We start from the raw sequence: 25,786 nt of genomic DNA on the forward strand, positions 1-25,786 counted from the left end.
ACCACGTATTGGGTAAGTCATGATGGCGCCTTCACCGGCACTCAGGTCGGAAGCGGCCAGAATAATGGGCGTATTGTAGCGGCTGTCAGGGCAGCGTCCACCCTGGCGGCAGACGCTACCCCAGGTCAGGCAGCCTGATCGTCGCGCAATTTGCGACGCAGCACCTTGCCGACGTTGCTCTTCGGAAGCTCATCGCGGAACTCGATCTGCCGCGGCGTCTTGTAGCTGGTGAGGTGCTTCTTGCACCATGCACGCAATGTGTCCTGATCAAGGGCGGGATTGCTGCTGACCACAAAGGCCTTGAGCATTTCGCCACTGTCTTCATGAGCCACGCCCACCACAGCGGCTTCCACGACATCGGGATGTGAGGCCAGTACTTCCTCCACTTCCGTCGGGTACACATTGAAACCGGATACGATCACCATATCCTTCTTGCGATCGACAATACGTACCACACCATCCTCTTCCAGTACGGCAATGTCGCCTGTCAGCACCCAGCCATCGCAGATGGTGCCGTCAGTCGCCTCGGCATTCTTCCAGTACCCCTTCATCACCTGCGGCCCTCTGACGCACAGCTCCCCCGGTGACTTGCGAGGCTGCGGCTGCCCCTCATCGTCAATCACCTTCAGGGAAGTACCGGCCACCGGCCGGCCAATGGAGCCCAATCGAACATCATCCGGAGGATTGACGCATACCACCGGGGACGTTTCCGTCATGCCATAGCCTTCCAGCACATCACAGCCGGTTATCTGCTTCCATTGGCCGGCTGTTTCCCGGGAAAGCGCCATGCCACCTGAAATGGTCAGTTTCAATGCTGAAAAATCCAGCGACCTGAATGCATCCTGTTTCAGCAGGCCTGAAAACAGGGTATTCAGCCCGACAAAAACACTGAATCGATGGCGCTTGAGCGTGGCGATGAACCCCTTCATGTCCCGCGGATTGGGAATAAACACACTGTGATTACCGGTCCAGCAACAGAACATGCAATTCACGGTAAAGGTGTAGATATGGTAGACCGGCAAGGGAGCAATCACGATCTCATTGCCTCGCCCGATCGCTCCCTTGAGCACTTGAGCCGTCTGCAGCATGTTGGCGATCAGATTGGTATGGGTCAGCATCGCGCCCTTGGGCTTGCCGGTCGTGCCTCCTGTATACTGCAGTACGGCCAGCTCATCTAGTGCGGGCTTGTGCCGCTCATAGGCAGGCGAGGTCGCCAGCACGTCACGCATCGATACGGCCTCCGGCAGGTGATAGTCAGGCACCAGCCGCTTCAGATAACGCGCCCCCAGATTATAAACCCATCGTCTGGGCGCATCATGCAGGTCAGCCACATCCGTTATCACGACCCGTGTAATACCGGTATGAGGCAGGGCCACGGCCACCCGATCAGCCATGTGAGACAGCACCAGCACCCCTTTCACACCGGCGTCATTGAACTGACTGACCATCTCCTCGGCGGTGTAGAGGGGGTTGGTATTGACCACGACCATCCCCGCCCGCATCGCCCCGAATACCGCCACCGGATACTGAAGCAGGTTGGGCAATACAATGGCAAAGCGATCACCGCGGTCCAGGCCACTGTGATGCACAAGCCAGGCGGCAAAGCGGTCAGCATATTCATCCAGCGCCTTGTAGCTGAGCGTTTGCCCCATGCAGGAAAAGGCTGTGCGGTCATGGTAACGCTCGCAGGCTTCATCAATGACGGCCAGCACCGAGTCATAACGTTCAAGGTGCTCCAGCGGCTCACCTTCCAGTAACCACGAGGGAGTATTCATGAATAGTTCCTTGTTCTGACCCGGGCCCGGTCATACGCGCCGGCGAATAAAAGGTATGCCATGCTATCACTATCGGTCGGCAGGCCTCGATATTTGCCTGCAAAAACACCACCTTGGTCGAGTACGCTGTCGTAGACAAGGCAGCGCAGCCCGGCATAGCAATCGCCTTCACCGCAGATTAGTCTGTGCTTACATTGATACGCCATAGGACACCCCTTGATGAGTGCTGTATATACGGACAACTCCCGGACCATCGGTCAGACACCCCTGGTCAAAATCAACCGGCTGACCAGCCACCCCAGACTGTTCGCCAAGATCGAAGCCAGAAATCCGGCCATGTCCGTCAAATGCCGTATTGGTGCCAGCATGGTGTGGGACGCCGAAAAACGTGGCGTACTACGCCCCGGCATGGAAATCATCGAGCCCACCTCGGGCAATACCGGTATTGCACTGGCCTTCGTCGGCGCGTCTCGTGGCTACCCGGTGACACTGACCATGCCCTCCTCGATGAGCATGGAACGTCGTCAGGTCCTGATGGCCCTGGGCGCCACCCTTGTGCTGACCGAGCCCGCCAAAGGCATGAAGGGCGCGGTGGATCGGGCAAGGGAAATTCACGATGCCGATCCCGAGCGCTACTTCATGCCGCAGCAGTTCAATAACCCGGCCAACCCGGCCATACATATCGAAACCACCGGGCCGGAACTCTGGGATGCCCTTGATGGCAACATTGACGCGCTTGTTGCTGGTGTTGGCACCGGCGGCACCCTGAGCGGCATTTCGCAATACTTCGAACACCATCGTCAGCATCCCCTGCACAGTGTAGCCGTGGAACCGGCCGAATCACCGATCATCACCCAGCACATGAACAGTGAGACCATCTCGCCGGCACCACACAAGATTCAGGGTATCGGGGCAAACTTTATTCCCGGCAATCTGGACATGTCGATTGTCGATCAGGTAGCAACCGTCAGCAGTGAAGATGCCATGGCCATGGCACGGCGCATCATGAAAGAGGAAGGTATTCTCTGCGGCATTTCCTGTGGGGCAGCCATGGTGGCTGCCCTGAGGCTCGCCGATGATCCGGCCTGGGCTGATCGCACCATCGTCGTCATCCTGCCGGACAGCGGGGAACGCTACCTTTCGAGCCCGATGTTTGAAGGCATGTTTGACGACGCCTGATACCTGACAGCCCCTTCAGATGACACAACGCGGCCCACGGGCCGCGTTGTGTCATCCAGCATCAGGCATCAGCTGTCTTCATCAGACCCCAGATGCGGCTCACGCCGCTGCGTCCGGCGACGGCGATTTACCGCAGCCCTGCGCCACAACAGCAACAGCAGTGCAGCAGCAGCCACTGCCCAGACCCAGGGCATGGCGGCATAATGCTTCAACACCGGTGCCAGGGTCTGCCATTTCTGCCCCGCCAGGGCCAGCCAGCCCTGCAGATTATCCGGAGTACCTGCATCGGCCTCGGGAGCACGCTCAGGCATGTCACTGGCCGTGATGTCCCCGCGAGACTGCGCATCGTTCAACGCGGAATCAGAATCCGGATTGAGCAGCACATCCGGCAAGTCAATGGTGCGCTGCGCATTGCCAATATCCACGGTTGCCTGCAGGTGTACCGGTACGGTCTGCGGCGGAATATCAGCCGGCAGCGTAACGCGCCATTCACGTGGAGCTGCAGGTGTTACCGTCAGGGGCTCACCCTGCAGACTGGCCATGACGCGCGCCGTATCATGATTCAGATCGGCCTTGACGGCCTGGACGCGAATAACCCCTTCACGCGCATCAAGTGAAGCGCTCAGGGCCGGCACGACATTGACACTCTTTACTCGCAGGCGTTGCAGGTCTTCCCCCTCTGCCAGCAGTCTCAGCCGGGCATTTCCCAGCTGACTCACACCGTCCAGTCGCCCCTGGTAGTGGCCATTATCATCGCGACTTTCGAGTTCGGTATTTGCCAGTACCTTGCCCTGATTACTGACCAGACTGGCACGCATCGACAGAGGAGCCACGCCGACATCACCGGCGCGTACCGTGTCACCGTTGCTTTCAAGCCAGGCATCCAGTGACCGCGGAAAATACTGGTACAGCGTAGGAGTCCCGGTATCGACCTGCAGTCGCAACCCGGAATCGATCATGATACGGCTGCCCGGGGCCAGACTACCCTCCACCTTCCACATACCGGGCATGGGAGATGGCAGAGTGACCAGGTCGAACCGGTCACTGGTCTGCCAAAGCGCCTCCCCGGGCGCATCCGCCGTCAACTGCTGCCCATCAGGGCCCACCAGCCGCAAGGGCGAAGCCCCTTCCTCATGAAAAAGCAGGGCGCGGACGCTATCCACGCGATTATCCAGCCGGAAGCGACCCTGCGTCAGCGGCACCTGCTGAAACGGAGCTACCTGGGAAAGTACATCAAGAAAGGAGCGGGTCAGAGCCGCCGAGGTATCTGCAACGCTTGCCAGCCCACCCGTCTGCTGGGACAGCGTGGTCAGCAGTGCTCGGTCGGTGTGATCCGACAGGGCAATGGTATCCACCACAATGCCACGACGCACGAATTCCGGTACAAGCTCGTTCAACAGCCGATCCCGGGACGCCTGGTCGCGGGCAGTCTTGTCACCGGTAGAAGGCGATGGCAGATCCACCATGCCGTCGGTCAGCAGAATCACGTGAACGGGCCCCTGCCCGGAGCGGGCGCCCTGCAGGGCATGGGAAAGCCCCTGCTCGATATCGGTAAACTGCTGATAGCGTGTCAGTGCGGGCAGCGCATCAATGACGGAAGCCCGCCATGCACTGTCGGCTGACGCCATCGGCACCGGATTGTCCACCCGGCTGCCGAAGGTCCAGAGCCCGCCGCGGGCATCAGCGGGCAGCAAGGCACTCCAGAGCATGATACCGCTGGCCCGAAGGTTACGCGGATCATTGGCCTTCATGCTGCCTGATACATCGACCAGCAACCGAACGGAGGGGGGACCGGGCGTGGAATCAGCCATCGCCGCCGGCCCCACGGTCAGCAGAAGCATCATCCCCAGCAGGACCATCGTCAATATGCCGGGGCTGCGCCTGTCTCGACGAATATTCATACATTCTCCCTGCATGGGTGGCGAGCTCTCACGTCTGACGAACAGTCGGCTCGCGCCGAGCCTCGGCCGTTCCTGTCGCTCGCCGTTTTGCCGGTGTGTCATTGTCATCGTCATTGCTGCGTGATGAGCCGACGCGGCGTGCCAGCAGCAGCGCCAATCCAAGCCCTGCCACCATCCCGATCACCATGACAAGGCCGGCACCGGACACCTGACCGCCGTCATGCTGCAGGATACCCACGACAAAAACGATCAGCGCAGGCGCCCAGCCGGAGTAGCCCAGCTGCTCCTCGGGCCCTGGAATGGAAAACATGCAGGGCGTCAAAAGCGCACCGGCCACCAGCCCGGTCACCACCAGACGCGGCAGGCGCGCCATGAAGCCGATGGCAAGGTAGCCTGTCACCAGCACCACCAGTGACAGGCCAAGATAGGTAAGCCACAACAGCGGCTGTGAATCTGAAATCAGCACAATGAAACCCCGGTTTACTCGATCTGCAACGGATCAGAGCGCACCCGACCCACGGGTATTCATACCGCGTCAGATACGGTCGCTCTGTGCTATGGTCGCGTTACTTGCACCACTCACGGCATGTTACACGACCTATTATGAAAGCACAGCCAGCGACTCGTTCCCCTGCACAGCTCTTTTATCGCTCCGACGACCCGGATTGGCACTGGCTTGAACAGCGCGATCACCCGGACGTGGAAGCCTTCCTTGTGGCCACCAACGCTGAAAGCGATGCCTGGTTCGAGCCGCTGGAAGCCACCGTCGATCACCTCTATCGGGGTCACCTTGCGCGCCGCGAACTGGCGGTCAAGGGCGTTCCCTCGCCTCTTGATACCCATGTCTACTGGAGCGATACGGCAGCAGATGCGGAGTATCCTGTCTGGTGGCGCCATCCCATCGGCGAACCGGATGCCTCCCAATGCCTGCTGGATCTGCCGGCGCTGGCACAGGGAGAAGACTTCATAGAACTCGGAGACATGGCCGTTTCCCCCAGCGAGCGTTACCTTGCCTGGACACTGGATACGCAGGGCAACGAGTACTTTGATCTGTATCTGCGCGATCTGGAAAGCGGAGAAACCCGCAGGCTCACAACGGATATCGGTCCCGAGGTGGTCTGGGCCGAAGATGATGACACGCTACTGTTTACCCGCTATGACGAAACCCAGCGGCCGGCAACGGTCTGGTGGCTAAGTCATGCCCGCAATGAAGAGCAGTGTCTGTTCGAGGAAAGTGATCCGGAATTCTGGGTAGGTATCGACAAGCTCCGTTCACGTCAGTGGCTGCTCATCGACACTGCGTCCAAGACGTCTTCGGAAACGTATCTGGTACCGGCAGGCGCACCGACCACCGCGCCGCGCTGCGTCAGACCACGCAGGCCAGGCGTCGAATACAGCCTCGATCATCGTCCCGGCCGGTTCTACATTCTTCACAACGAAGCCGCGCCCCACTTCGAGCTTGCCGTCGCCCCGGAAGCCGACCCGGCCGCCTGGACACCATTTATCGCTCACCGCGACGGTGTCACCCTTGACGGCATGGACTGCTTTGACTGGGGCATCATGCTGGCCGAACGTGACCATTCACAGGCTCAGGTCTATCTGCGGCGCATTGAACTGGATGACACGCATCAGACGCATCACGACAGCTACCTGGCCCTGCCCTCACCCCTGTGCCATCAATCACTGGCCGACATGCCCCACTTTGACAGCCGTGTGCTGCGCCTCAGGGAAGAGTCATTCACCATTGCGCCGCGCTGGATCAGTCTGGATCTGGACAGTGGTAAGCGTACCGTTCTGAAGACACAGACAGTACATGGCGACCTGCAACCGGACGACCTTCACTGCGAACGTGTCTGGGCCGAAGGCCACGACGGCGAACAGATTCCGGTGTCGGTCGTGATACGCAAGGACCTCGTCGGCAAGGGGCCTCTTCCTACCCTGCTGTACGGTTATGGTGCCTACGGTGAAGTACTGGACCCCTGGTTCTCGATTGCCCGACTGGAACTGCTGTCCCGTGGCATGGCCTTTGCCGTGGCCCATGTTCGTGGTGGCGGAGACCGGGGTGAACCCTGGTATCTGGCCGGCAAGCTCGAGCACAAGCAAAACAGTTTTCACGACTTCCTTGCCGCGCGCCATGCCCTCGTCAATCAAGGCATCAGCGACCCAACCCGCATCGCAGCCTATGGCGCCAGTGCCGGCGGGTTGCTGGTGGGTGCGAGTCTCAATATGGAACCGGAAGCATTCAGCGCTGCCGTGCTGGACGTGCCCTTTGTCGATGTGCTGAGGACCATGGAAAACCCGGCCCTGCCACTGACCACGGCAGAGTACAGTGAATGGGGCAATCCGGATGAGCCGGACGTCAGACAGCGCATTGAAGCCTACTCCCCGCTGGATAACATCGAGGATCTGCCGTACCCGCCGGTTTTCCTGCAGGGAAGCTGGCACGATACCCGAGTCCCCTACTGGGAACCGGCCAAGCTGTATGGCCGCCTCAATCATTTGAGCGCCCTGCGTGGCCCGGTCCTGCTGCGAACCGACATGACCTCGGGTCACGGCGGCGCGTCCGGCCGTTTTGCGGCATGGAAGGATGGTGCGCGCCAGGATGCCTTCATCCTGTGGGCACTCGGAATGGCCTCACGTCATGTGAGCGAATAACGTATCACGCAGGAAACAACAGCCACGGCGCCTGACGCCGCCGTGGCTATTCAATCGGCAGGATCTGAATGATGTGCTCGTCCAGTGCCTCTTCAGGCACATCCCGCTCGGACACGGCCCAGTCGCGGACACTTTTCCCCGTACGGTGCATACGCCGGTCGTTGCCGCTGATCAGTGGATGCCAGCCTGCCAGACGTCGCCCCTCCGCAAGGCGGCGATAGGCACAGCTGTGGGGCAGCCAGTTGAAGCGATCAATGGCATCACGCGTCAACCGGGTGCAGGCCGGTACGCGCTCGAATCGGTTGGGATAATCACTGCAACGGCAGCTGCCGATATTCAGAAGCTCGCAGGCCACGTTCAGCACGGCCACTTCCCCGGCATCCTCCAGCTTGATCAGGCAGCACTGACCACAGCCGTCACACAGGGCTTCCCATTCGGGGTCGGTCATCTCCTCGAGCGGGACGGTTTCCCAGAAACGCTCACGAAGCATCAGTACCGGCCTTCCGTCGGTGCCCGATACATGTCCAGCATGCCGGGCTCTTTCGCCGGCGGCATCTGCAGGTAAAAGCCCTGCTGACGTACTGATGTCATGACCTTGACTGCCGTTGTTCGTGCCATCGGCTTGTCAGGTATCAGCATGATCGGCATCACCATGATGGGCGGGCCGAATACCTCTCTCAATGCATCCGGCAGATCCTTGAGGGAGTCGCCCCTCACGACGTAGAGATACATCTCATCACGCCGTGAGCTTTTATAGATATCGCACAACAACCGATCAATCATGTCCGTGCTCCGTGTAGTACGTCTCCGCGACCGACTGAATGTCTTCCGCAAGCAACGTCTGGCGCCATCGGGTGACAATCTCGACAGGCTGACCGGCCAGAATCGACATGACCCACCCTTCAATGTCACGGCGGCTGCCCAGCAGTTCTGACGAGATGTTCAGCGCCTCGGCCCTGGCCGTAACCACAGCCTTGAGCGACTTGAACAACGGCTTGAAGGGCGGAACCTGTGGTGCCGGCAGCGATGGGGAAAGAGCCTCCGGCTCAATGGCCAGCACGTCCTTGATCATCGCAAGCAGGGTATCACCTTCCCGTTTCACAAACGGTGGGCGCACCTCATTGATCTGGGACAGTTCAAACCGATTCTTCGGCAGCGCCACGGCCAGATCAAACAGCAGCGTATCGGATGCCAGCCGCTTGCGCGGCATATCCCTCAGGCGAACTTCCTGCTCCCGCCACAGACAAAGGCGGCGAAACGCCTCCAGCTGCCGCGGCTCCAGCCGCCATGCCTGACGGTGACGAAGGTAACGATGCTCGTCATCGCGAGGCTGTTCTGCCCGACTGACCAGTGCATCACACTCCTCACGGAACCAGGACAGGCGCTGCGATGCTTCAAGAGATGCCTGCTGGCGCCGCCAGATGGGTTCCAGATACAGCACATCCACGGTGGCATAACGCTGCTGCGCCTCACTCAATGGCCGCATCAGCCAATCCGAGCGGGTCGCATCCTTGGGCACATGAACGTCCAGATAATGCTCTACCAGACGCTGATAGCTCATGGAGGTTTCACCTCCGGTAAAGGCTTCGGCCAGCTGGGTATCCGCCAGGGGCGCCGGAACGATTCCCAGCCACTGGCGCAGTACTTCCAGATCCTCGGAGCAGGCATGCAGAAGCTTCAACGGGCCATCGCGGCCCATCAACGAGACCAGCGCCTCATGGGTACCGTCAAGTGCCGCCATATCCACCAGAAATATCCGATCCGGTGTTCCCATCTGCAGCAGAGCCGGTACAGGATGAAAGGTGGTTTCCCGAAAGAATTCGGTGTCGATCGATAATACGTCGCAGGCCGCCAGACATTCACAGGCCGCAGCAAGGGCATCAGGCGTATCGACCCACTGGCCGGGCATCACTTCAGGAAGGGCATTAGTCATTGAAAGGTTGTCGTCCCATAAAGGCGCGGCTCAGCGTCCCGCCGTCCACGTATTCCAGTTCCCCGCCCATGGGTACACCATAGGCCAGCCGTGACAGTGTCACGCCCCGGGGCTTGAGTTGCTGCGCGAGGTAGTGGGCCGTGGCCTCTCCCTCGACGGTCGGGTTGGTGGCCAGAATCACCTCGTCCACCCCGGCCTGTTCCATCACGGCGTCCAGCGCATCAAGTCCGAGGTCATCCGGCCCGATGCCGTCCAGTGGTGAAAGGTGGCCATGCAGGACAAAATAGCGCCCCCGGAAGCCGCCGGCCTCTTCAATGGCCAGCATATCTCCCGGAGACTCGACGATGCACAGCAGCCGGTCTTCTCGACGCGGGCTTTCGCACAGCTCACAAAGCGGCTGTTCGGTCAGGGTTCGACAACGCTGGCAATACCCCACGTCTTCAGCGGCCTGCATCAGTACACGCGCCAGTTGACGACCGCCGTCCCTGTCGCGCTCCAGCAGATGCATGGCCATGCGCTGAGCCGTCTTGGGCCCGACACCCGGCAATACGCGCAAGGCATCCAGCAACTGGTCTACCAGCGGAGAAAACGCCATTAGAACGGCATCTTGAAACCGGGTGGCAGATTCATGCCCTCGGTGACTTCGGACATGCGTTTCTGAGAGGTTGTCTCGACCTTGCGTACCGCATCATTGACCGCAGCAGCCAGCAGGTCTTCCAGAAACTCCTTTTCCTCGGTCATGACTGACGGGTCAAGTTCGATACGCGTCACGTCATGACGGCCATTCATGGTGACCTTGACCATGCCGGCGCCGGACTCGCCATGCACTTCTTCCTTGGCGATGTCGTCCTTGGCTGCCTGCATCTTTTCCTGCATTTCCTGCGCCTGTTTCATCAGGCCACCCATGCCACCTTTAAACATGCCGACACTCCTTGTAATGATTGAAAGTAATCGCCGGTTCAAATATTCCGGCTGTTGGATCAGGCATCAGGCTCGAACGATACCACGGAGGTCTCGATCAAACGGCCTTCAAAAGCCTGCTCCAGTGATTGAATATGGGGATCACGACGCAGTGCATCAACGGCTCGGGCCTGGCGCTCTGCGGCCAATCGGTCCCGAAGGCGTTTGGGCGTTTCAATCGCGTTATCCACCGCCTCGACGTCAAAGATGACCCGGCGCGGCGTATTGACCGCGCTCAGGGCTCGCTCAAGTCGGTCGCGATGTACCTCCGACAGCATGGCGCTCTGGGAGGGATCGAGCAAGAGCGTCAGTGTATGGCCATCGTCCTGCCCCAGGGCACAGTGCGCGACCAGATTGGCTGTCAACCCACTCAGGGAGAGGTGCCGGAACAGCGCCAGCCAGGCAGCATGGTCCAGCACATTGCCCGATACCGTGGACACCTCATCAGATGATGGCGCCTCGTCGAGGGGGGCCGGACGCGGATCGGTAATCGGCGCCGGCTCAGGCGACGGCACCAGTGTCGCGTCGGCCACTGTGGCATCATCTTCCGACACTGCGGCATCATGCGCCGATGACGGGACGTCCTGCCAGTCCGGCGTATCATCATCAAGCGACCAGGGGGGCGGCTCGGGCACCTCACCGGCCGAAACGTCAGTCGTCTCGGCCGGGGGCGTAAAAGGGGAAGAAGTGCCTTCGGCCGCCTCCCGAGTGTCGGGTTCATCGAGCGGCGGAGCATTATCAAGGGCCGCGGCAGGCTCAGGGACATGCGATAAACGCCCGGCTTCACTGTGCTCTACCGGGGCCTGCGACGGTGCCGTGATCGGCAACGGCGTCTCTGCCGGGCGCGGCACTCCCTGCGGGCGAAATGCGAGCATGCGAAGCAGCGTCATTTCAAGAGCGGCACGCGGCTCAGGCGCCTGATTCATGTCAACACGGCCCTGCAGCGCCATCTGGTAATAAAGCTGCACATCCTCGGCAGTAAAACGCGTCGCCAGATCAATTACAGCCTCGCGATCACCATGGGCATTATCCACGGCATCCGGCACCATCTGAGCGATGGCCAGCCGGTGAAACAGCCCGGTCATTTCATCAAGCACACCACTGAAATCAGGGCCCTGCTCTGCCAGCTCGGCAATTTCAGCCAGCAGGCGGCGAGCATCCATGGCAGCCAGCGCTTCTGCCAAAGCCATGACGTGATGGTGGTCCAGCGTGCCGAGCATGGTCGCTACATCATGACCTTCTACCCGGCCGTGACCAAAGGCAATGGCCTGATCCGTCAATGACAGCGCATCGCGCATCGACCCGTTGGCAGCGCGGCCCAGCAGCCACAGGGCGCGCTCGTCAAAGCTCACCCCTTCCTGCCCGAGCACGTAAGTCAGGTGAGAGACGACCTTTTCCGGCGGCATGTGCTTGAGCGAAAACTGCAGACAGCGCGACAGTACCGTAACAGGCAGTTTCTGGGGGTCGGTGGTGGCGAGCAGGAACTTGACGTGGGGAGGCGGCTCTTCGAGGGTCTTGAGCAGCGCATTGAAACTGTGTGTCGACAACATGTGAACCTCGTCGACCAGGTAGACCTTGTAACGACCCTGGGTCGGCGCGTACTGGACGTTGTCGAGTAATTCACGGGTGTCTTCCACCCGGGTACGGGACGCAGCATCGACTTCGATCAGATCGACAAAGCGGCCCTCGTCGATCTCGCGGCAGGTTTCGCACACGCCACAGGGCGTGGAGGATACGCCCTGTTCGCAGTTGAGACACTTCGCCAGAATGCGCGCCAGCGTGGTCTTGCCGACGCCACGGGTACCGGTAAACAGATAGGCGTGGTGCAGCCGCTCCTGATCCAGGGCATTGATCAATGCACGCGATACATGTTCCTGTCCGACCAGTTCGTGAAAAGTGCGCGGCCGCCATTTACGGGCCAGAACCTGATAACTCATGAAGCACGCCTATCCTTGGGCAGAACCCGACACGAAACTCGGACGTTCATCGGGCAAAGCCGCTGTACGCCACCTGGGCCGTTCATTCTATAGAGTGCAGACGTTGAGGCAAGACAGAAGGCAAACGCGGCAGGTTTTACCCCGCAGAAATGGAGGCGGCCCCTCTCAGCCACATCCCGGCACACGACTCCATCACTACCGTTGCTCCCTTCCGGGCCTGGCGGGGTTCGCGATTTCACGTTGCGGGAGGACCAAAAGGAGCCACCATAACGCAGCAGGTAAAGGCGCAGTAAAATGCGTCTCTGCTGAATTGGGCGGCATCATAACAGCGCCCTGAACAGATCACAAGGCGCATTTCCCTGGCGCCGGCGCATCGACTCATTACGGCAATGATCGGCCCATTGCATATCGCAGGATGCGAGCACTCGCACAATGCGCGAAGATACTCTTCTCTGACGCAGGAGACCTGCCCGATGCCCATTTTACTTGTCGAAGATGATGTTCTGCTGGCCGAAACGCTGGTTGCCCTGCTGAAGCAGGCCGGCAACGCGGTGGAACATATTGCCGATGGCGCCCGCGCGCTGGACAGGGTCAGTTGTGATCCCCTGCCGGACTGGCAACTGGTGCTACTGGACCTGAACCTGCCAGGTGCCGGTGGACTTGACATACTGGCCCGCTTTCGCTGCCACAATACACACACACCTGTCATTATTCTGACCGCCCGCGGGGCCATTGCCGACAGGGTCAAGGGACTTGATCTCGGTGCGGACGACTATATTGCCAAGCCCTTTGCGCTGGATGAGCTGGAAGCCCGCATTCGTGTTCAGCTTCGTCGTCATGACAGCCGCAATGAGCTGTACCGGCTGGGGCCACTGGCCTTTGATGGCATCACCCAGCAGATCACCGTGGAAGATACTCCCCTGCCCCTGCCCCCCCGCGAACTGCGCTTGCTGGGATGTTTCCTGCGGCACGCCGGCAAGGTGGTGGACAAGGCCACCTTGCTGAAAGAGGCATTCGGTGATGACGAAGCCATCGCCGACAGTGCGCTGGATGTGTATATCCACCGCCTGCGACGTCGCCTGCCTGACGATGTCGTGTCACTTCGCACGGTACGCGGGCTGGGCTATATACTGGACAGGGCATGATGACCTCCACAAGCCTTGCACGGCGCTTGAGCCTGTGGCTGCTGATTCCGCTGGCCCTGTGCGGTGCGGTACTGCTTGTCACTGCCTGGAACAGCGCACGCCATACCGCTGATCGGTCCTATGACCGATTGCTGGACGCGGCGTCGCGCGCCATGGCAGAACAGGTAAGGTGGCAACATGGTCATCTCTGGTTTGACCTGCCGGCCTCGGCACTGGACATCCTGGCCCCGAGCGGGCAGGAACGAGTGTTTTATACGCTGGTGGACCGCACAGGCACTGCCCTCAGCGGCAATGCCCATTTGCCCACGATGGCCGGCCACGACCATCCGTCGGCTGACTTTTCGACCGCCACCCTGCCCTGGCACGGCATGATGATCAGGCTGGGAGTACGTCAGGTCACGCCGTCAGGCTGGGGCGAACCGTCACCGTTTGAAATCCGCGTTGCCCATACCCTGGAAGCCCGTGACCATCTGGCCAGAGAGCTGTTCATGGCCTCGGCATGGCGTCTGCTGGCCATGCTGATACTGGCGGCGCTGGTGGTGGTCTGGCTGATCCGACGCTCCCTGTCGCCCCTGAGGGTGATTCGTCGGGAGCTTCGACGCCGCAGTGCCAATGACCTGTCGCCACTGGCTCTGCCCACACCCCGTGAACTCAAGGAGCTGGTCAATGCCCTGAACGACCTGCTGGCACGCCAGCGTGGCGCTCATGCCGAACAGCAGCGATTCATCGGTGATGCGTCACACCAGCTGCGTACCCCTCTGGCCGGCTTGAGCGCCCGCGCCGAACTGGCGTTGCGTCAGGAAGATCCGGCCCAGTGGCACGCGGCGCTCAAGGTGCTGCACGTGACCAGTACGGATGCGGCACGCCTGGCCTCGCAACTCCTGTCCTGGACGCGCCTGCATCATCCCGAGTCAGGCCTTGAAAACGAGGCCCTGACCCTGTCGACCATCGCCAGACACGGCGTGGTGCGCGCCATGGAGCAGACCGGCTTTCGCCATATTGATGTAGGCCTTGATACCGAGCAGGGGGATGCCACGATTACCGGTGCCGGCTGGCAACTGGAAGAAGCCCTGGCCAACCTGCTGGATAATGCACGCCGCTACGGAGCAAGCTGCATTACCGTCGGCACCCGGGCAGACCCACCATCCCTGTGGGTTGAAGATGATGGCCCTGGCATCGAAGCACACGAACGTGCCGAGCTGATGAAGCCTTTCAGACGAGGCGGCCAGAACGGGCCGACCGGCAGCGGCCTTGGTCTGGCCATTGTCGATGGCATTGCCCGGGCGCATGGCGCCGACCTGACACTGACCACCCCTTCCCGGGGCGGGCTGCGTGTCACGCTAACCTTTCGGACACCATCATGAGCTTTCATTTGAAACACCGCCTGACTCACCGCGGACTGCAGACCGTCGCCCTGATCATTCTACTGGTCGGCAGTACCGCTCACGCCAGCGCTGCTCGTCCGCAAACGACCCTGACACTTGAGGCACAAACGCCTCAGCATGCTCAACTGCGGATTGATGGTGCGGTAGACGAACACATCATTGCTCCGGTACTGACCGCCTTTCAGGCCGCCAACCCGCATGTACGGGTGGTGTATCGCAACTTTTCCACTGAAGCGCTTTACCACCATTACGATCACCTGCCAGATCAGGACAGTGCGGATCTGGTCATTTCATCCGCCATGTCACGGCAATATGCCCTGGTCAACGAGGGGCATGCCCAGCCTCTGGGGGCCAGCATCAGTGATCACTGGCCACGCGACGCCCTGTGGCGCAATGAGCTGGTGGGACTGAGCTTCGAGCCGATCGTCATGGTGTTCCGCCAGGACCTGCTGAAGGATGCCCTGCCCCGCAGCCATGAAGCCCTGCTTGAGTATCTGACGACCCACAGGGAGGCCCTGCAGGACAAGGTCGTTACGTATAACCCTGCCAAAAGCGACACCGGATTCACGTTCACCGCTCAGGATGCCCAGCAGTCGCCGGGATACTGGTCACTGATCAATGCCCTTGGCGGGGTGCATGCCGTACAGCTTGACTCGACGCGCCCCATGCTTGAAGGGCTGGCTGCCGGGCGTTATGTGATCGGCTATAACCTGATCGGCTCCTACGCCTTTCAGGCCGCGCGGGACAATCCGGCACTGACGGTGGTGGTTCCCGAGGATTATGCCCTAGTGCTGCAGCGGCTGGCCTTCATACCGCGCTCTGCGCGACATCCAAACGCGGCGCGCCACTTTCTGGCCTTTTACACCAGTGAGGCCGGACAGCAGGTAGTGGCTACCCAGGCCATGCTGGGTGCCCTCCACCCGGCAACACGTGGCCCCGGGTCGGCCAGTGCCCTCAAGATGGGATTTGGCGGCAGTTTGCGCCCCATTCATTTAAGCCCCGGCCTGATGGCACTGGTGGACCCCCTCAAGCGTCAAAGCGTACTGAGCCGCTGGCAGCGCGAATTCACCCGCAACACGCCACCCCCGGATGACAGCATCCGCTGACCAGGGCATGCTTGCCCGCCGAAGATGCAAGGAGACTACCGCGATGGGAAATGTTCGCGCTGATCAGCTGCTGGTCAGCCAGGGGCTGGCACGCTCCCGCACACGGGCGCAACGATTGATCAGGCATGGCCGGGTACACATCGAGCGCCAGGGACGGCAGATCCTGCTGACGCGCCCGGGCGAAAAGTGCCCCGAAGGCAGCAGGTTCATCGTCACTCCGGACCCGGAAGATACTTACGTATCTCGGGCAGGTCTCAAGCTGGAGGCTCTGCTGACGCATACCGGTGTACCTCTGGAAGGGCTCGCCGTGCTCGATGTCGGCCAGTCCACGGGCGGCTTTACCGATTGCGCACTTGCCCACGGCGCCCGCCAGGTCATCGGAATCGATGTCGGCCACGAACAGCTTGACGATGAATTACGCAAGGATGCGCGGGTCATCTGCATCGAAGGCTGCAATGCCCGCACCCTGACGCTGGAAACGATTGCCGAATGGGCGCCTGAAGGGCCCGACGCTGTCGTGATGGATGTGTCCTTTATTTCCCAGACTCTGATTCTGCCGGCACTGGCGGCACTGATGCCTTCCGGGACGCCCCTGCTCTCGCTGGTCAAGCCACAGTTCGAGCTGAGCCCGGACGCGATCAACACCCGCGGCCTGGTCCGCTCGGCCGATGATTACGATACCGTTCGTACCCGGCTGGCCTCGTGCTGTGACACCGTGGGGCTCGACCTGCTGGCATGGATCGACAGCCCGATCACCGGTGGAGACGGCAATCGGGAGTTTCTGATGCATGCCCGTCGCCGCTGATCAGGGGGATGAAGGGTCAGGCGTTTGCCGTGTCTGCACGCAGGACGCCTGACCCTGCTGATTGTGGAGCCATACATCCATCTGCTGGAAGGCAATGCGAATACCGGCATCGCGGAACATGCGATCCACACACCGATTGATTTCATCAGTGACCGGCAGACGATCGCCGAGGTCACTGACATGTACCCGCACTTCAAAGTCAAAGGCATTGACGTTGTAGGCCATGCAGAACACCAATGGCTCCGGATCCCGCAACACACGTGCATTTTCCTGACACGCCTTTAAAAGCAGCGTGTGGACCTCATCGAGATTGGCCCCGTGTGCTACACCGAACTTCAGCACAACCCGCGTGATGTTATCCGACAGGGACCAGTTGATCAGCCGGTCCGTCACGAAGGTCTTGTTGGGAATGATGATTTCCTTGCGGTCAAAATCGGTCACGGTCGTGGCCCGGATCCGGATCCGGCTCACTGCGCCATGCAGTTCTCCCAGCGTAATGGTGTCGCCGATACGGATCGGGCGTTCAAACAGGATAATCAGGCCTGAAATGAAGTTGGCGAAGATTTCCTGAAGACCAAACCCCAGCCCGACACCCAGCGCCGCTACCAGCCACTGCAGCTTGGCCCAGGCGACACCCAGCGTACTCAGCGCATAGACGATCCCGCTGACCACGATGACATAAGACAACAGCGAGGTTACCGCATAGGCCGTGCCGGGCTTGAGTGACATCCGCGACAGCACCATGACTTCCAGCAAGCCGGGCAGGTTCCGCGCCATAACGCTCATCAGACCGAACGTTGCCAGAGCAATGAGCACATTGGCCAGCGATACCTGGGTCATCTCACCATCGGCGGCACTGGCCGCATGAATGGTCCAGACCGTGACCGTATCAAGATATGACAATACCGCCAGCAGATCGGCCCAGATAACGTAAAGCAGCGCACTGAACGACAGGATCAGGATCAGCTTGGACAGGCGCAGCGACTGCTGATTGACCTGCTCCATGTCCAACGGCGGCTCTTCGATGGTATCAAGCCCGCCCCCTTCTGCGCCCTCCTGGACCTGTGCCCGGCGACGCGCCACTGCACGGCGATAGGCAAGCCGACGCGCGGCAACGGCCAGCCCTCTCACGACACTGGCTTCCACGACGATCCAGAGGGCAAAGATATACAGCGTATTGATGAAGCGGCCGGTGAGCCGCAGCGCGGTATATTCGTAACCCAGACATACCAGCACACCCAGTATCAGCGGCACCATGGCCAGCACCAGCCCCAGCAGGAGCCGAAACAGCCGCACACCGATGTAGGGCGTATGTGCCAGTACCACCCGCACAAGAAAGACACTCATGGCGACCAGGCCAATCAGCAACAGCAACAGCCCGGCCGGATGGTCGGCCAGCTGGCTGTCTGCGTTTTCGGCGAGAGCGGTAATCATCAGGACAGGGATCATCGCCATGCCCAGCCACAGGAACAGGCTGCGCAAGCGGGCAACATAGCCCGGCGCCCAGTGAAAATGGCGCTCGGCTACGCCGTCACGCACCAGTAGGCGACGCATGAGGGCAAACACGCCCCAGGCCATTGACAGACGAAGCAGCCCTTTTCCCAGAGACAATGAAAACCCTTCTCCGCCATAGTGGAGCAGCCCCCCCAGAGCACCCAGCAGCAACGGGCCAGTGGAAGACAGAATCCAGTTCAACAAAATCGCCTTTGGCGTATGCAGCTGGCTATCCCGCTTGAGTCGTCCGACTTCATCATGCAGCATCAAAAGCCGTTTCTTGATGCGACGTCGGAAAAAGGCCACCAGCCCGGCAAGCCCCAGCGGTAGCAACATGACCAGGGCCCGCAGAGAAGGCACCTGCCACAGGCTGGCTACCGCATTCCCCCAGGAAGGGTCGTTCAGATCCCGCCACAACGATGACGGCAGTGCGCGCAGCCAGCCAACACCCAGGGGCTGCCCATTGGCCGCCCAGAACAGCTGTTCCTGAATGGTGTGATTGACACTGTCACTGATCGAGACCAGCTGCTGCTGATTGAGCTGTAAATCAATTGCCCTGCCCAACAGATTACCGTACTCGCGGTCGAGCTGATCCAGAAGGTCTCGCCGTGCTGCATAAAGCTGCATAAGACTGCTGCGCACCTGGTCGGAAACCTCGGCGACATTGGCCTCTTTCATTTGCTGACTCAGAAAGGTGTCGGGACTGGCCAGTGCGTCACGGGTCTGAGACAGATCAAACTGCTCGAGGCGCACCTGCCCGATTTCTTCCTTCAAGCCGCGATCCATTTTGACATCAGCAAGATCATCACGCTGCTGACGCAGGATGCGCGATAGCAACAGACTGCCTTTCACGGCATCAATCTGCTCACGCAAGGTGCGCTGCACCTGACGCACGTTATCAAGCTCCGTACTGGCTGAAATACTTTCACGGATCAGCGTATTGACGCGGTCCGTGGTATCCAGCAGCTTTCGGCTTAACGCCCGATTGCGATCGAGCGCCTGCTCGATCAGCGGTGAATCAAGGGTGGCTTCACCATCGGTTCGGGTGGCATCGGCAATTGCCTTTTCAGACTGATCACGGCGCTTTTGATTGATCAGGGACTGCAACACCAGAAGGTTGTTGTTTTCCTGATCGATCTGACGATCCAGCAATTCGCGATGCGCCAGTGCCACATCGCGCAGGGCGGTATTGTTTTCAAGCTGGCGCCGATTGTAGTCAATACGCTGATTCAGCAATGCCTTGCGTACCATCAGAGACTGCCGCATGACATCGGACAGGGGCTGGCCGCTCTCGTCTTCATTGCTGCCAAGGGTGGACTCGATCGCCTGCAGATCGTTTTGAGCATTACTGATCACCGACTGCGCGCGCTCAGGCAGTGTCTGGGCGTTGATCAGTGCCCGGTTGGTATCAGCCATGGTGGATTGACGCTGCTTGAGCAACTCGATGGATTTACCGGCCCGATCCACCAGTTCGCTCAGACTTTTTGTCTGCAGGGCATCGGTATCGGCACTGGCCGACTCATTGAGCGATCGAAGCGCCTCGCGGTAACGACGCTGGCGGGACGCTGCATGGTTGATCCTGTCATCAAGATCTTCCAACTGAGCGCGCAATGATGTTAATGCTGTCCGGTCATCAAGCGTCGCCTCCAGGGTTGCCAGCTCCCGCTTGTCATCGGCATTCGAAGACGCAGTGGAGGACAGGCGGGCAATCTGCTGCTCCAGAGTCGCTGCCTCCGGAATCGACGTATCCTGTGCCAGTGCCGCATCGCTTGCGATCCAAAGGCATGCCATCACCACCAGCGCCTTCAAGACGCCACACCATCCCTGCCCTGTCATTGTTTGCCTGCCATCCGTTGTTCATGCCCTGTGCGGCGCCATCATAATCCCCCCGGCGGCGGGTAAAAAGCGTGTCCCGATGAATGTGACACTTTCTCAACCGGCTTAAACGCTGATTAACAGCTCGAACACTTTTATTATCCGGATAGTGCCTTGTGTGGGGGAGCGATATACTGCGCCCACTTTTTGAGGCTGGCGCCGTATCCGTGCGGCCTTTCAATGTTCCTTCGCCTCGTACAGGTATCCATATGGCTCGCTTGATTCGCTGTTTGCTGCACTGGCCGTTACTGGCTCTTCCCCTGATTCCTGCATTGGTTCACGCAGCCGACCTCGGCGAATCGTCTACCTCGGATAATGAAAAAACACGGCAGGTGGCTGACCAGTCACAGCGGCGCACTGCCTTTGAACGTCACGCCGAAGCCAATCCGCTGGCGATTACAGTCTATCGGCGCAACTACCTGCTGCCGATGACGTACAACTTTAATCCCGATGAAGGCAATTTCCGGTACATCAGCGGAGAACCGGTCGATAACCGCGAAGTGCAGTTCCAGCTCAGCTTCAAGATCAAGCTGCTGGATGATGTCTGGAACGACAACGGAGATCTTTTCTTTGGCTATACCCAGCGCTCCTGGTGGCAGGCATATAACTCGGATGCCTCGGCCCCCTTCAGGGAAACCAATTATGAGCCGGAGGTGTTTGCGAGTTTTGACAACAGCCTGTCGCTACTGGGCTGGACCAACACCATTAACCGCCTGGGGGCAGTGCATCAGTCCAACGGCCGCTCGGATCCTCTTTCTCGCAGCTGGAATCGCCTGTATGCAGAAAGCATCTTCCAGAATGGCAACTGGTGGCTGAGCGTCAGACCATGGTGGCGCATTCCGGAAAGTGACAGTGATGATGACAACCCGGATATCGAAAATTATCTGGGCTATGGCGACATCATGCTGGGGTATGCTCGCAATAACCAGGAGTTGACCTGGTCCATCAAGGGCAATCCGGGCAAGGGCCACTATGGCAACCAGATCGACTATTCGTTTCCGCTCCACGACAAGCTTCGGGGGTTCGTCCAGTACTATAACGGCTATGGCGAAAGCCTGATCGATTATGATCATTACACGCGCCGCCTCGGCGTAGGCCTGAGCTTCAATGCCTTTTCGGCCGGCCTTCCCAGCGCACCGGACCATGCCCCTCTTCCAGTGGCAGCAGCCAACGGCAGTGATGCGCCGGATCCGTCGGAAACAGTCCGCATCCGCCGCACGCTGGAATCAAACATCGAAAACAACCCGCTGGCCATCTCGGCGTATCGCCGCAATTACATCCTGCCGGTGACCTACAACACGCGCCCCAATACCCGCTTTTTCGACCAGATCGGAGATGGTTCGAACGTCGACAATGCGGAAATCAAGTTTCAGTTGAGCCTCAAGGTCAAGGTCTGGGATGACCTGTTTGGCAGTAATGGGGATATCTATTTTGCCTATACGCAACGCTCATGGTGGCAGGCCTACAACGATGATGCCTCGGCCCCATTCCGTGAAACGAATTACGAGCCGGAAATCTTTGCAAGCTTTGATAACAGCCTGACCCTGCTGGGCTGGACCAACACACTGAACCGCATCGGGTTTGCCCACGAATCCAATGGTCGCTCGGACCCTCTTTCCCGTAGCTGGAATCGCATTTATGCCGATACCACCTTCCAGCGTGGCAACTGGTGGCTGACCGTCACACCGCACTGGCGCATTCCTGAAGGCGACCGGCAGGACAATAACCCCGACCTTGAAAACTATATCGGCTACACCGACATGATGCTGGGTTATGCACGCCATGGTCAGGAAATCACGTGGACGGCCAAGGGCAATACCGGCAAGGGCAATTACGGCAATCAAATCGACTATTCCTTCCCGCTGCACAACAAGTTGCGTGGCTTCATTCAGCTCTATGAAGGCTATGGTGAAAGCCTGATCGACTACGATCATTACAGCCGCCGCATCGGTCTTGGCTTCAGTTTCAACGCGTTTCAGGCCGGGATGCCCGGTTATATTGAAGACTAACCGATTACTGCTATGCTGGAGTTGAACACCCTAAATCACCGGAGGACGCTACATGGCCATGCAGCCTATTGAACCGCAGGATCAAGCTCGTAATGTGAGCAAGGAACAGCTTTATGATGATCTTCGCCAGCTTTCAAGCACCGTTGAAGAACTGATGCAGGCTACCGCGGATGATTCTCGAGAGAATGTTTCTCGCGTACGCGAGCAGGCTGAACAGCGCCTGGCAGCAGTCAAGAGTCGTCTGAGTGAAAAAGGCGAATACGTACGGGAACAGGCGCTCGAGAAATTCGACTGCGCTGATAACTATGTCCATGAAAATCCGTGGGCCAGCGTCGGTCTTGCTGCAGGCGCCGGTGTGGTTCTCGGGTTGCTGCTCGGACGTCGCTGATGCCACAGAATGACGGACCTTTCGAGCGCCTTTTCGGCGCATCGCGTAACGTCATAAGCTCGATGATCAACGCAGGCGAAACTCGCCTGCGTCTTTTCGTTGTAGAGCTTGAGGAAGAACGTTCACGCCTGATGCTGATGCTCATTCTGGCGGGCATCGCCATGCTGCTGATCGCATTCGGCATCGGTATGCTGATGCTGCTGATTGTGGTCATGTTCTGGGAAGATCACAGACTGATGGCCATGGGCATAGCCTCCGGCATTCTGATCGCTCTGGGCCTTCTACTGGCATGGCGCGTTCGAGCCATCGCACGACGCCCAAGCCTGCTGAAATCGACGCTGAGTCAGTTCAGCGAAGACCGACAGCATCTGGAGCAGCATCGTGAAACTTCGTGAGCTGGAAATTCGCCGTGCCCAACTGGAACACCAGGTCATCCAGGACCGGCTTGATATAAGCCACAGTGCACGGGACTGGCTGGAAGCGACAGCCCCGATGGACAGGGGATGGCAGAAGATAGCCCGCTACAAGGGTGTACTACTGACAGGGGCAAGCCTTGCGACTGCATGGCGGGCCCGACGCAACAGGCGTCATGAGCGAAAGGGTATCGCAAGGCATCTGCGCAAGGGTATTCTGGCTTACACCATGTTCAAGCGCGTCAAGGGGTTGCTGTCCCGCTAGGCGGGGCGCGCCTCTTTCAGGCCATGCGCCCGCCCCCTTATAAAGCCCGTCCGCAGGCGACACCACTGGCCCATGCCCACTGGAAGTTGTGACCTCCCAGCTGTCCGGTGACGTCCAGCACCTCACCTATGAAATAAAGCCCCGGCTGATTGACCGCTTCGAATGTCTTTGAGGATACCTCACGGGTATCCACACCGCCCAGCGTTACCTCTGCAGTACGCCACCCTTCCGTGCCCGACGGTTTGAGGTACATGGCCGAGAGGTGCTGACTGATCTGCAGGCACTGCGCATTGGAAAGGGCTGCCAGAGTGCCTCCCATGTCATACCAGTCACTGAACGCTGCTGCCAGCCGATGAGGCAAGAATGCCTTCAACCAGGTCTGAAGCTGCCGGCGAGGTGTCTCTGCTCGCGCCTGCTTTAGCAGCTCAAGAACATCCTGACCGGCAAACCAGTCGATGACAATGTCCTCTCCCTCACGCCAGTGCGTGGACAGCTTCAGCATGGAGGGACCGGAAAGCCCACGGTGAGTCATCAGCACCGGTTCCCGATAGCAGCCGTCACCACAACGAGCCTCAACAGGCACGGCCAATCCGGACAAGCCAGAGAAGCGCGTTTTCCACTCACCACTGAAAGTGAAGGGTACCAGGGCAGCCCGCACCGGCAGTACATTAACGCCAAACTGGCGCGCCAGGTCGTATCCAAATCCGGTCGCCCCCATCGTCGGGATCGACAAGCCGCCGGTTGCCACGACGACAGCATCAGCCTCGATGCTTCCGCGAGACGTTTCCAGCCGATAGCCGCCCTGCTCCCGAGCCATTACCGAGGCAATGGTGGTCGAGAGCGACAGGGTCACCCCTGCCCACTCACACTCGGTCAGTAACATGTTGGCAATATCCCTGCTCGACTCCTCGCAAAAAAGCTGACCAGGCTCTTTCTCGACATACGAAATACCATGGCGCTCTACCAGCTCCAGAAAGTCGCGTGGCGTATAGCGTTTCAAGGCCGAAATACAGAAATAGGGGTTGTCGGAAAAGAAATCTGCCGGCGTCGAATTCAGGTTGGTGAAATTACATCGACCGCCCCCGGACATCAGGATTTTTTTGGCCGCCTTGTTTGCATGGTCAAGCAGCTGCACATGATGCCCACGATAGGCCGCCGCCGCCGCACACATCAGCCCGGCCGCACCTGCGCCAATCACTATAATGTCGCGCGCTTCTGTCATGTCGTTATCGCTTTAACCATCACTGCCCGGCCTCATTACTTGAAAAAATACCGTCCTGATACAGCAGCGCCGCATCGTGTGCGGCGCTGCAACCTGCTTATCCGTTTATTTCTTCGGATCAGGCGGCGTCTCGACATGGCCACCAAACTGCTTGCGCATCGCTGACAACAGCTTTTCACCATACGTATTGTCGCTACGGGAACGGAACCGCGTGAATAGCGCCGCAGACAGCACATTGGCTGGTACTGCTTCCTCGATGGCCGCCTCGATGGTCCAGCGCCCTTCACCTGAATCGTTGACCTTGCCGCTATACCCTTCAAGGTCATTATCTTCGGCCAGCGCAATGGAGGTCAGATCCAGCAACCAGGATGAAATCACGCTGCCACGACGCCACAGCTCGGCAACATCCGCCAGCTCGATGTCGTAGCGCATGTTCTCGGGCAGCTCTTCCTTGTTACGGTTCTTCAGGATATCAAACCCTTCGGCAAACGCCTGCATCATGCCGTATTCAATGCCGTTGTGTACCATTTTGACGAAATGGCCCGAGCCATTCGGCCCGCAATACATATAGCCCTGCTCAACACGCGGATCGCGCGTGGCACGAGATGGGGTCTTGTCGATATCCCCCTTGCCAGGAGCCAGCGTTTCAAAGATCGGATCCAGCTTTTCAACGACCGGTTGTTCACCACCGATCATCAGGCAATAACCACGTTCTCGTCCCCATACGCCACCGGACACACCCACATCTACATAGTGGATACCCTGCTCGGCCAGTTTTTCGGCGCGACGCACATCATCCTTGAAGTTTGCATTGCCGCCGTCGATCAGGGTGTCATCGCTGCCAAGCTTGCCTCGCAGCGTCTCGACCGTCTGTTCCGTAATATCGCCGGCCGGCAGCATCAGCCAGATGACACGGGGCGCAGGCAACGCATCAATCAGCTCATCCAGAGATCCAACCCCCTGCGCACCTTCGTCAGACAATGTACTGACCGCCTCGGCACTGGCATCAAAGACGACACACTCATGGTCGGCATCCATCAAGCGACGGGCAATGTTTGCCCCCATTCGACCCAGCCCGATAATCCCTATTTTCACGAAAACGCTCCTTGCTTGCACAGCATGCATAATGGCTCAGACCAGAGGGCCCGGTAATCTGGGAAGGATTCTAGCAAAAAGAGCGAAATACCGGCTAATACCGAAGCAACTTTCTTTTACAGCAAAAAGGCAGGGATACTTTGAAAATGTAACTTTGAAAAATCTTAAGGTAACCAAATGAAATCACTTGAGCACAGCTTCAGTCGTCTTACTGCTTCATCCTCGACCCAAGTCAATCGTGACA

At 59.3% G+C, this 25,786-nt stretch carries 22 protein-coding genes and 1 other RNA gene; 10 read left to right on the forward strand and 13 right to left on the reverse strand.

The window, feature by feature from the left end; genetic code table 11:
* Positions 1 to 125: 125 nt before the first annotated feature.
* Complete coding sequence (locus NAT21_RS14115; RefSeq protein WP_250939406.1) at positions 126 to 1,775, reverse strand: AMP-binding protein; 1,650 nt, start codon at positions 1,773 to 1,775, stop codon at positions 126 to 128.
* A 219-nt stretch (positions 1,776 to 1,994) separates the two neighbouring features.
* Here NAT21_RS14115 and cysK point away from each other — a divergent pair, with 219 nt between their 5' ends.
* Entirely contained in the window at positions 1,995 to 2,954 is a 960-nt protein-coding gene (gene cysK / locus NAT21_RS14120; protein ID WP_250939408.1) for a cysteine synthase A, read from the forward strand.
* A gap of 68 nt (positions 2,955 to 3,022) precedes the next feature.
* On the opposite strand, the gene NAT21_RS14125 is transcribed toward cysK, so the two are convergent.
* Positions 3,023 to 4,855, reverse strand: a complete 1,833-nt coding sequence (locus tag NAT21_RS14125) for a VWA domain-containing protein (protein WP_250939410.1) — start codon at positions 4,853 to 4,855, stop codon at positions 3,023 to 3,025.
* Between the two features lie 28 nt (positions 4,856 to 4,883).
* Positions 4,884 to 5,321: a hypothetical protein gene (locus tag NAT21_RS14130; protein WP_250939412.1), complete on the reverse strand. Its 438-nt coding sequence runs from the start codon at positions 5,319 to 5,321 to the stop codon at positions 4,884 to 4,886.
* A gap of 137 nt (positions 5,322 to 5,458) precedes the next feature.
* Between NAT21_RS14130 and NAT21_RS14135 the strand changes: the two genes are divergently transcribed.
* Positions 5,459 to 7,510: a S9 family peptidase gene (locus NAT21_RS14135; RefSeq protein WP_250939415.1), complete on the forward strand. Its 2,052-nt coding sequence runs from the start codon at positions 5,459 to 5,461 to the stop codon at positions 7,508 to 7,510.
* A 46-nt stretch (positions 7,511 to 7,556) separates the two neighbouring features.
* Here NAT21_RS14135 and NAT21_RS14140 read toward each other — a convergent pair whose 3' ends face one another.
* The 7 genes from NAT21_RS14140 to ffs form a co-directional block, all read right to left on the reverse strand.
* Entirely contained in the window at positions 7,557 to 8,000 is a 444-nt protein-coding gene (locus NAT21_RS14140) for a YcgN family cysteine cluster protein (RefSeq protein ID WP_250939417.1), read from the reverse strand.
* On the reverse strand, positions 8,000 to 8,293 hold the full coding sequence (locus tag NAT21_RS14145) for a YcgL domain-containing protein (RefSeq protein ID WP_250939419.1): 294 nt from the start codon (positions 8,291 to 8,293) through the stop codon (positions 8,000 to 8,002). The genes NAT21_RS14140 and NAT21_RS14145 overlap by 1 nt, the downstream gene beginning before the upstream one ends.
* Positions 8,286 to 9,443: a ribonuclease D gene (gene rnd / locus NAT21_RS14150; RefSeq protein WP_250939421.1), complete on the reverse strand. Its 1,158-nt coding sequence runs from the start codon at positions 9,441 to 9,443 to the stop codon at positions 8,286 to 8,288. The genes NAT21_RS14145 and rnd overlap by 8 nt, the downstream gene beginning before the upstream one ends.
* Positions 9,436 to 10,038, reverse strand: a complete 603-nt coding sequence (recR, locus tag NAT21_RS14155) for a recombination mediator RecR (RefSeq protein ID WP_250939422.1) — start codon at positions 10,036 to 10,038, stop codon at positions 9,436 to 9,438. The genes rnd and recR overlap by 8 nt, the downstream gene beginning before the upstream one ends.
* Entirely contained in the window at positions 10,038 to 10,364 is a 327-nt protein-coding gene (locus tag NAT21_RS14160; RefSeq protein WP_250939423.1) for a YbaB/EbfC family nucleoid-associated protein, read from the reverse strand. Before NAT21_RS14160 ends, recR begins: the two co-directional genes overlap by 1 nt.
* Before the next feature lie 59 nt (positions 10,365 to 10,423).
* A complete protein-coding gene (gene dnaX / locus NAT21_RS14165; protein WP_250939424.1) occupies positions 10,424 to 12,340 on the reverse strand; it encodes a DNA polymerase III subunit gamma/tau in 1,917 nt (638 codons plus the stop codon).
* 160 nt (positions 12,341 to 12,500) lie between these two features.
* Positions 12,501 to 12,597, reverse strand: an RNA gene (ffs, locus tag NAT21_RS14170) — signal recognition particle sRNA small type.
* A 216-nt stretch (positions 12,598 to 12,813) separates the two neighbouring features.
* On the opposite strand from ffs, the gene NAT21_RS14175 reads away from it, so the two are divergent.
* From NAT21_RS14175 to NAT21_RS14190, 4 genes are read left to right on the forward strand one after another with little or no spacing between them, the layout of a single operon-like run.
* Positions 12,814 to 13,485 carry a response regulator transcription factor gene (locus NAT21_RS14175; protein ID WP_250939425.1) on the forward strand — a complete coding sequence of 224 codons (672 nt, stop codon included), beginning with the start codon at positions 12,814 to 12,816 and terminating at the stop codon, positions 13,483 to 13,485.
* Positions 13,482 to 14,849 (forward strand): sensor histidine kinase, encoded by a 1,368-nt coding sequence (locus NAT21_RS14180; RefSeq protein ID WP_250939426.1) that lies wholly within the window; start codon positions 13,482 to 13,484, stop codon positions 14,847 to 14,849. The genes NAT21_RS14175 and NAT21_RS14180 overlap by 4 nt, the downstream gene beginning before the upstream one ends.
* Entirely contained in the window at positions 14,846 to 15,976 is a 1,131-nt protein-coding gene (locus NAT21_RS14185; RefSeq protein WP_250939427.1) for an ABC transporter substrate-binding protein, read from the forward strand. Before NAT21_RS14180 ends, NAT21_RS14185 begins: the two co-directional genes overlap by 4 nt.
* A 43-nt stretch (positions 15,977 to 16,019) precedes the next feature.
* Entirely contained in the window at positions 16,020 to 16,781 is a 762-nt protein-coding gene (locus tag NAT21_RS14190) for a TlyA family RNA methyltransferase (protein WP_250939428.1), read from the forward strand.
* Here the strand turns inward: NAT21_RS14190 and mscK are convergent, their stop codons facing one another.
* Complete coding sequence (mscK, locus tag NAT21_RS14195; RefSeq protein ID WP_250939593.1) at positions 16,782 to 20,066, reverse strand: mechanosensitive channel MscK; 3,285 nt, start codon at positions 20,064 to 20,066, stop codon at positions 16,782 to 16,784.
* A 293-nt stretch (positions 20,067 to 20,359) separates the two neighbouring features.
* On the opposite strand from mscK, the gene NAT21_RS14200 reads away from it, so the two are divergent.
* From NAT21_RS14200 to NAT21_RS14215, 4 genes are read left to right on the forward strand one after another with little or no spacing between them, the layout of a single operon-like run.
* Positions 20,360 to 22,159, forward strand: coding sequence for a phospholipase A (locus NAT21_RS14200; RefSeq protein WP_250939429.1), 1,800 nt, complete (start codon positions 20,360 to 20,362; stop codon positions 22,157 to 22,159).
* A gap of 52 nt (positions 22,160 to 22,211) precedes the next feature.
* Entirely contained in the window at positions 22,212 to 22,547 is a 336-nt protein-coding gene (locus tag NAT21_RS14205; RefSeq protein ID WP_250939431.1) for an ElaB/YgaM/YqjD family protein, read from the forward strand.
* The gene (locus tag NAT21_RS14210) at positions 22,547 to 22,942 is read left to right on the forward strand and encodes a phage holin family protein (protein ID WP_250939433.1); all 396 of its coding nucleotides are present in this window, start codon (positions 22,547 to 22,549) and stop codon (positions 22,940 to 22,942) included. The genes NAT21_RS14205 and NAT21_RS14210 overlap by 1 nt, the downstream gene beginning before the upstream one ends.
* A complete protein-coding gene (locus NAT21_RS14215; RefSeq protein WP_250939435.1) occupies positions 22,929 to 23,225 on the forward strand; it encodes a YqjK family protein in 297 nt (98 codons plus the stop codon). The genes NAT21_RS14210 and NAT21_RS14215 overlap by 14 nt, the downstream gene beginning before the upstream one ends.
* A 37-nt stretch (positions 23,226 to 23,262) precedes the next feature.
* Here NAT21_RS14215 and NAT21_RS14220 read toward each other — a convergent pair whose 3' ends face one another.
* Entirely contained in the window at positions 23,263 to 24,447 is a 1,185-nt protein-coding gene (locus NAT21_RS14220; RefSeq protein WP_250939437.1) for a BaiN/RdsA family NAD(P)/FAD-dependent oxidoreductase, read from the reverse strand.
* Positions 24,448 to 24,552: 105 nt separating this feature from the next.
* Positions 24,553 to 25,542: a phosphogluconate dehydrogenase (NAD(+)-dependent, decarboxylating) gene (gene gnd, locus NAT21_RS14225; protein ID WP_250939439.1), complete on the reverse strand. Its 990-nt coding sequence runs from the start codon at positions 25,540 to 25,542 to the stop codon at positions 24,553 to 24,555.
* Positions 25,543 to 25,786 lie beyond the last annotated feature (244 nt).

Origin of the sequence: Larsenimonas rhizosphaerae (assembly GCF_023700005.1) — a bacterium.
Taxonomy (GTDB): domain Bacteria; phylum Pseudomonadota; class Gammaproteobacteria; order Pseudomonadales; family Halomonadaceae; genus Larsenimonas; species Larsenimonas rhizosphaerae.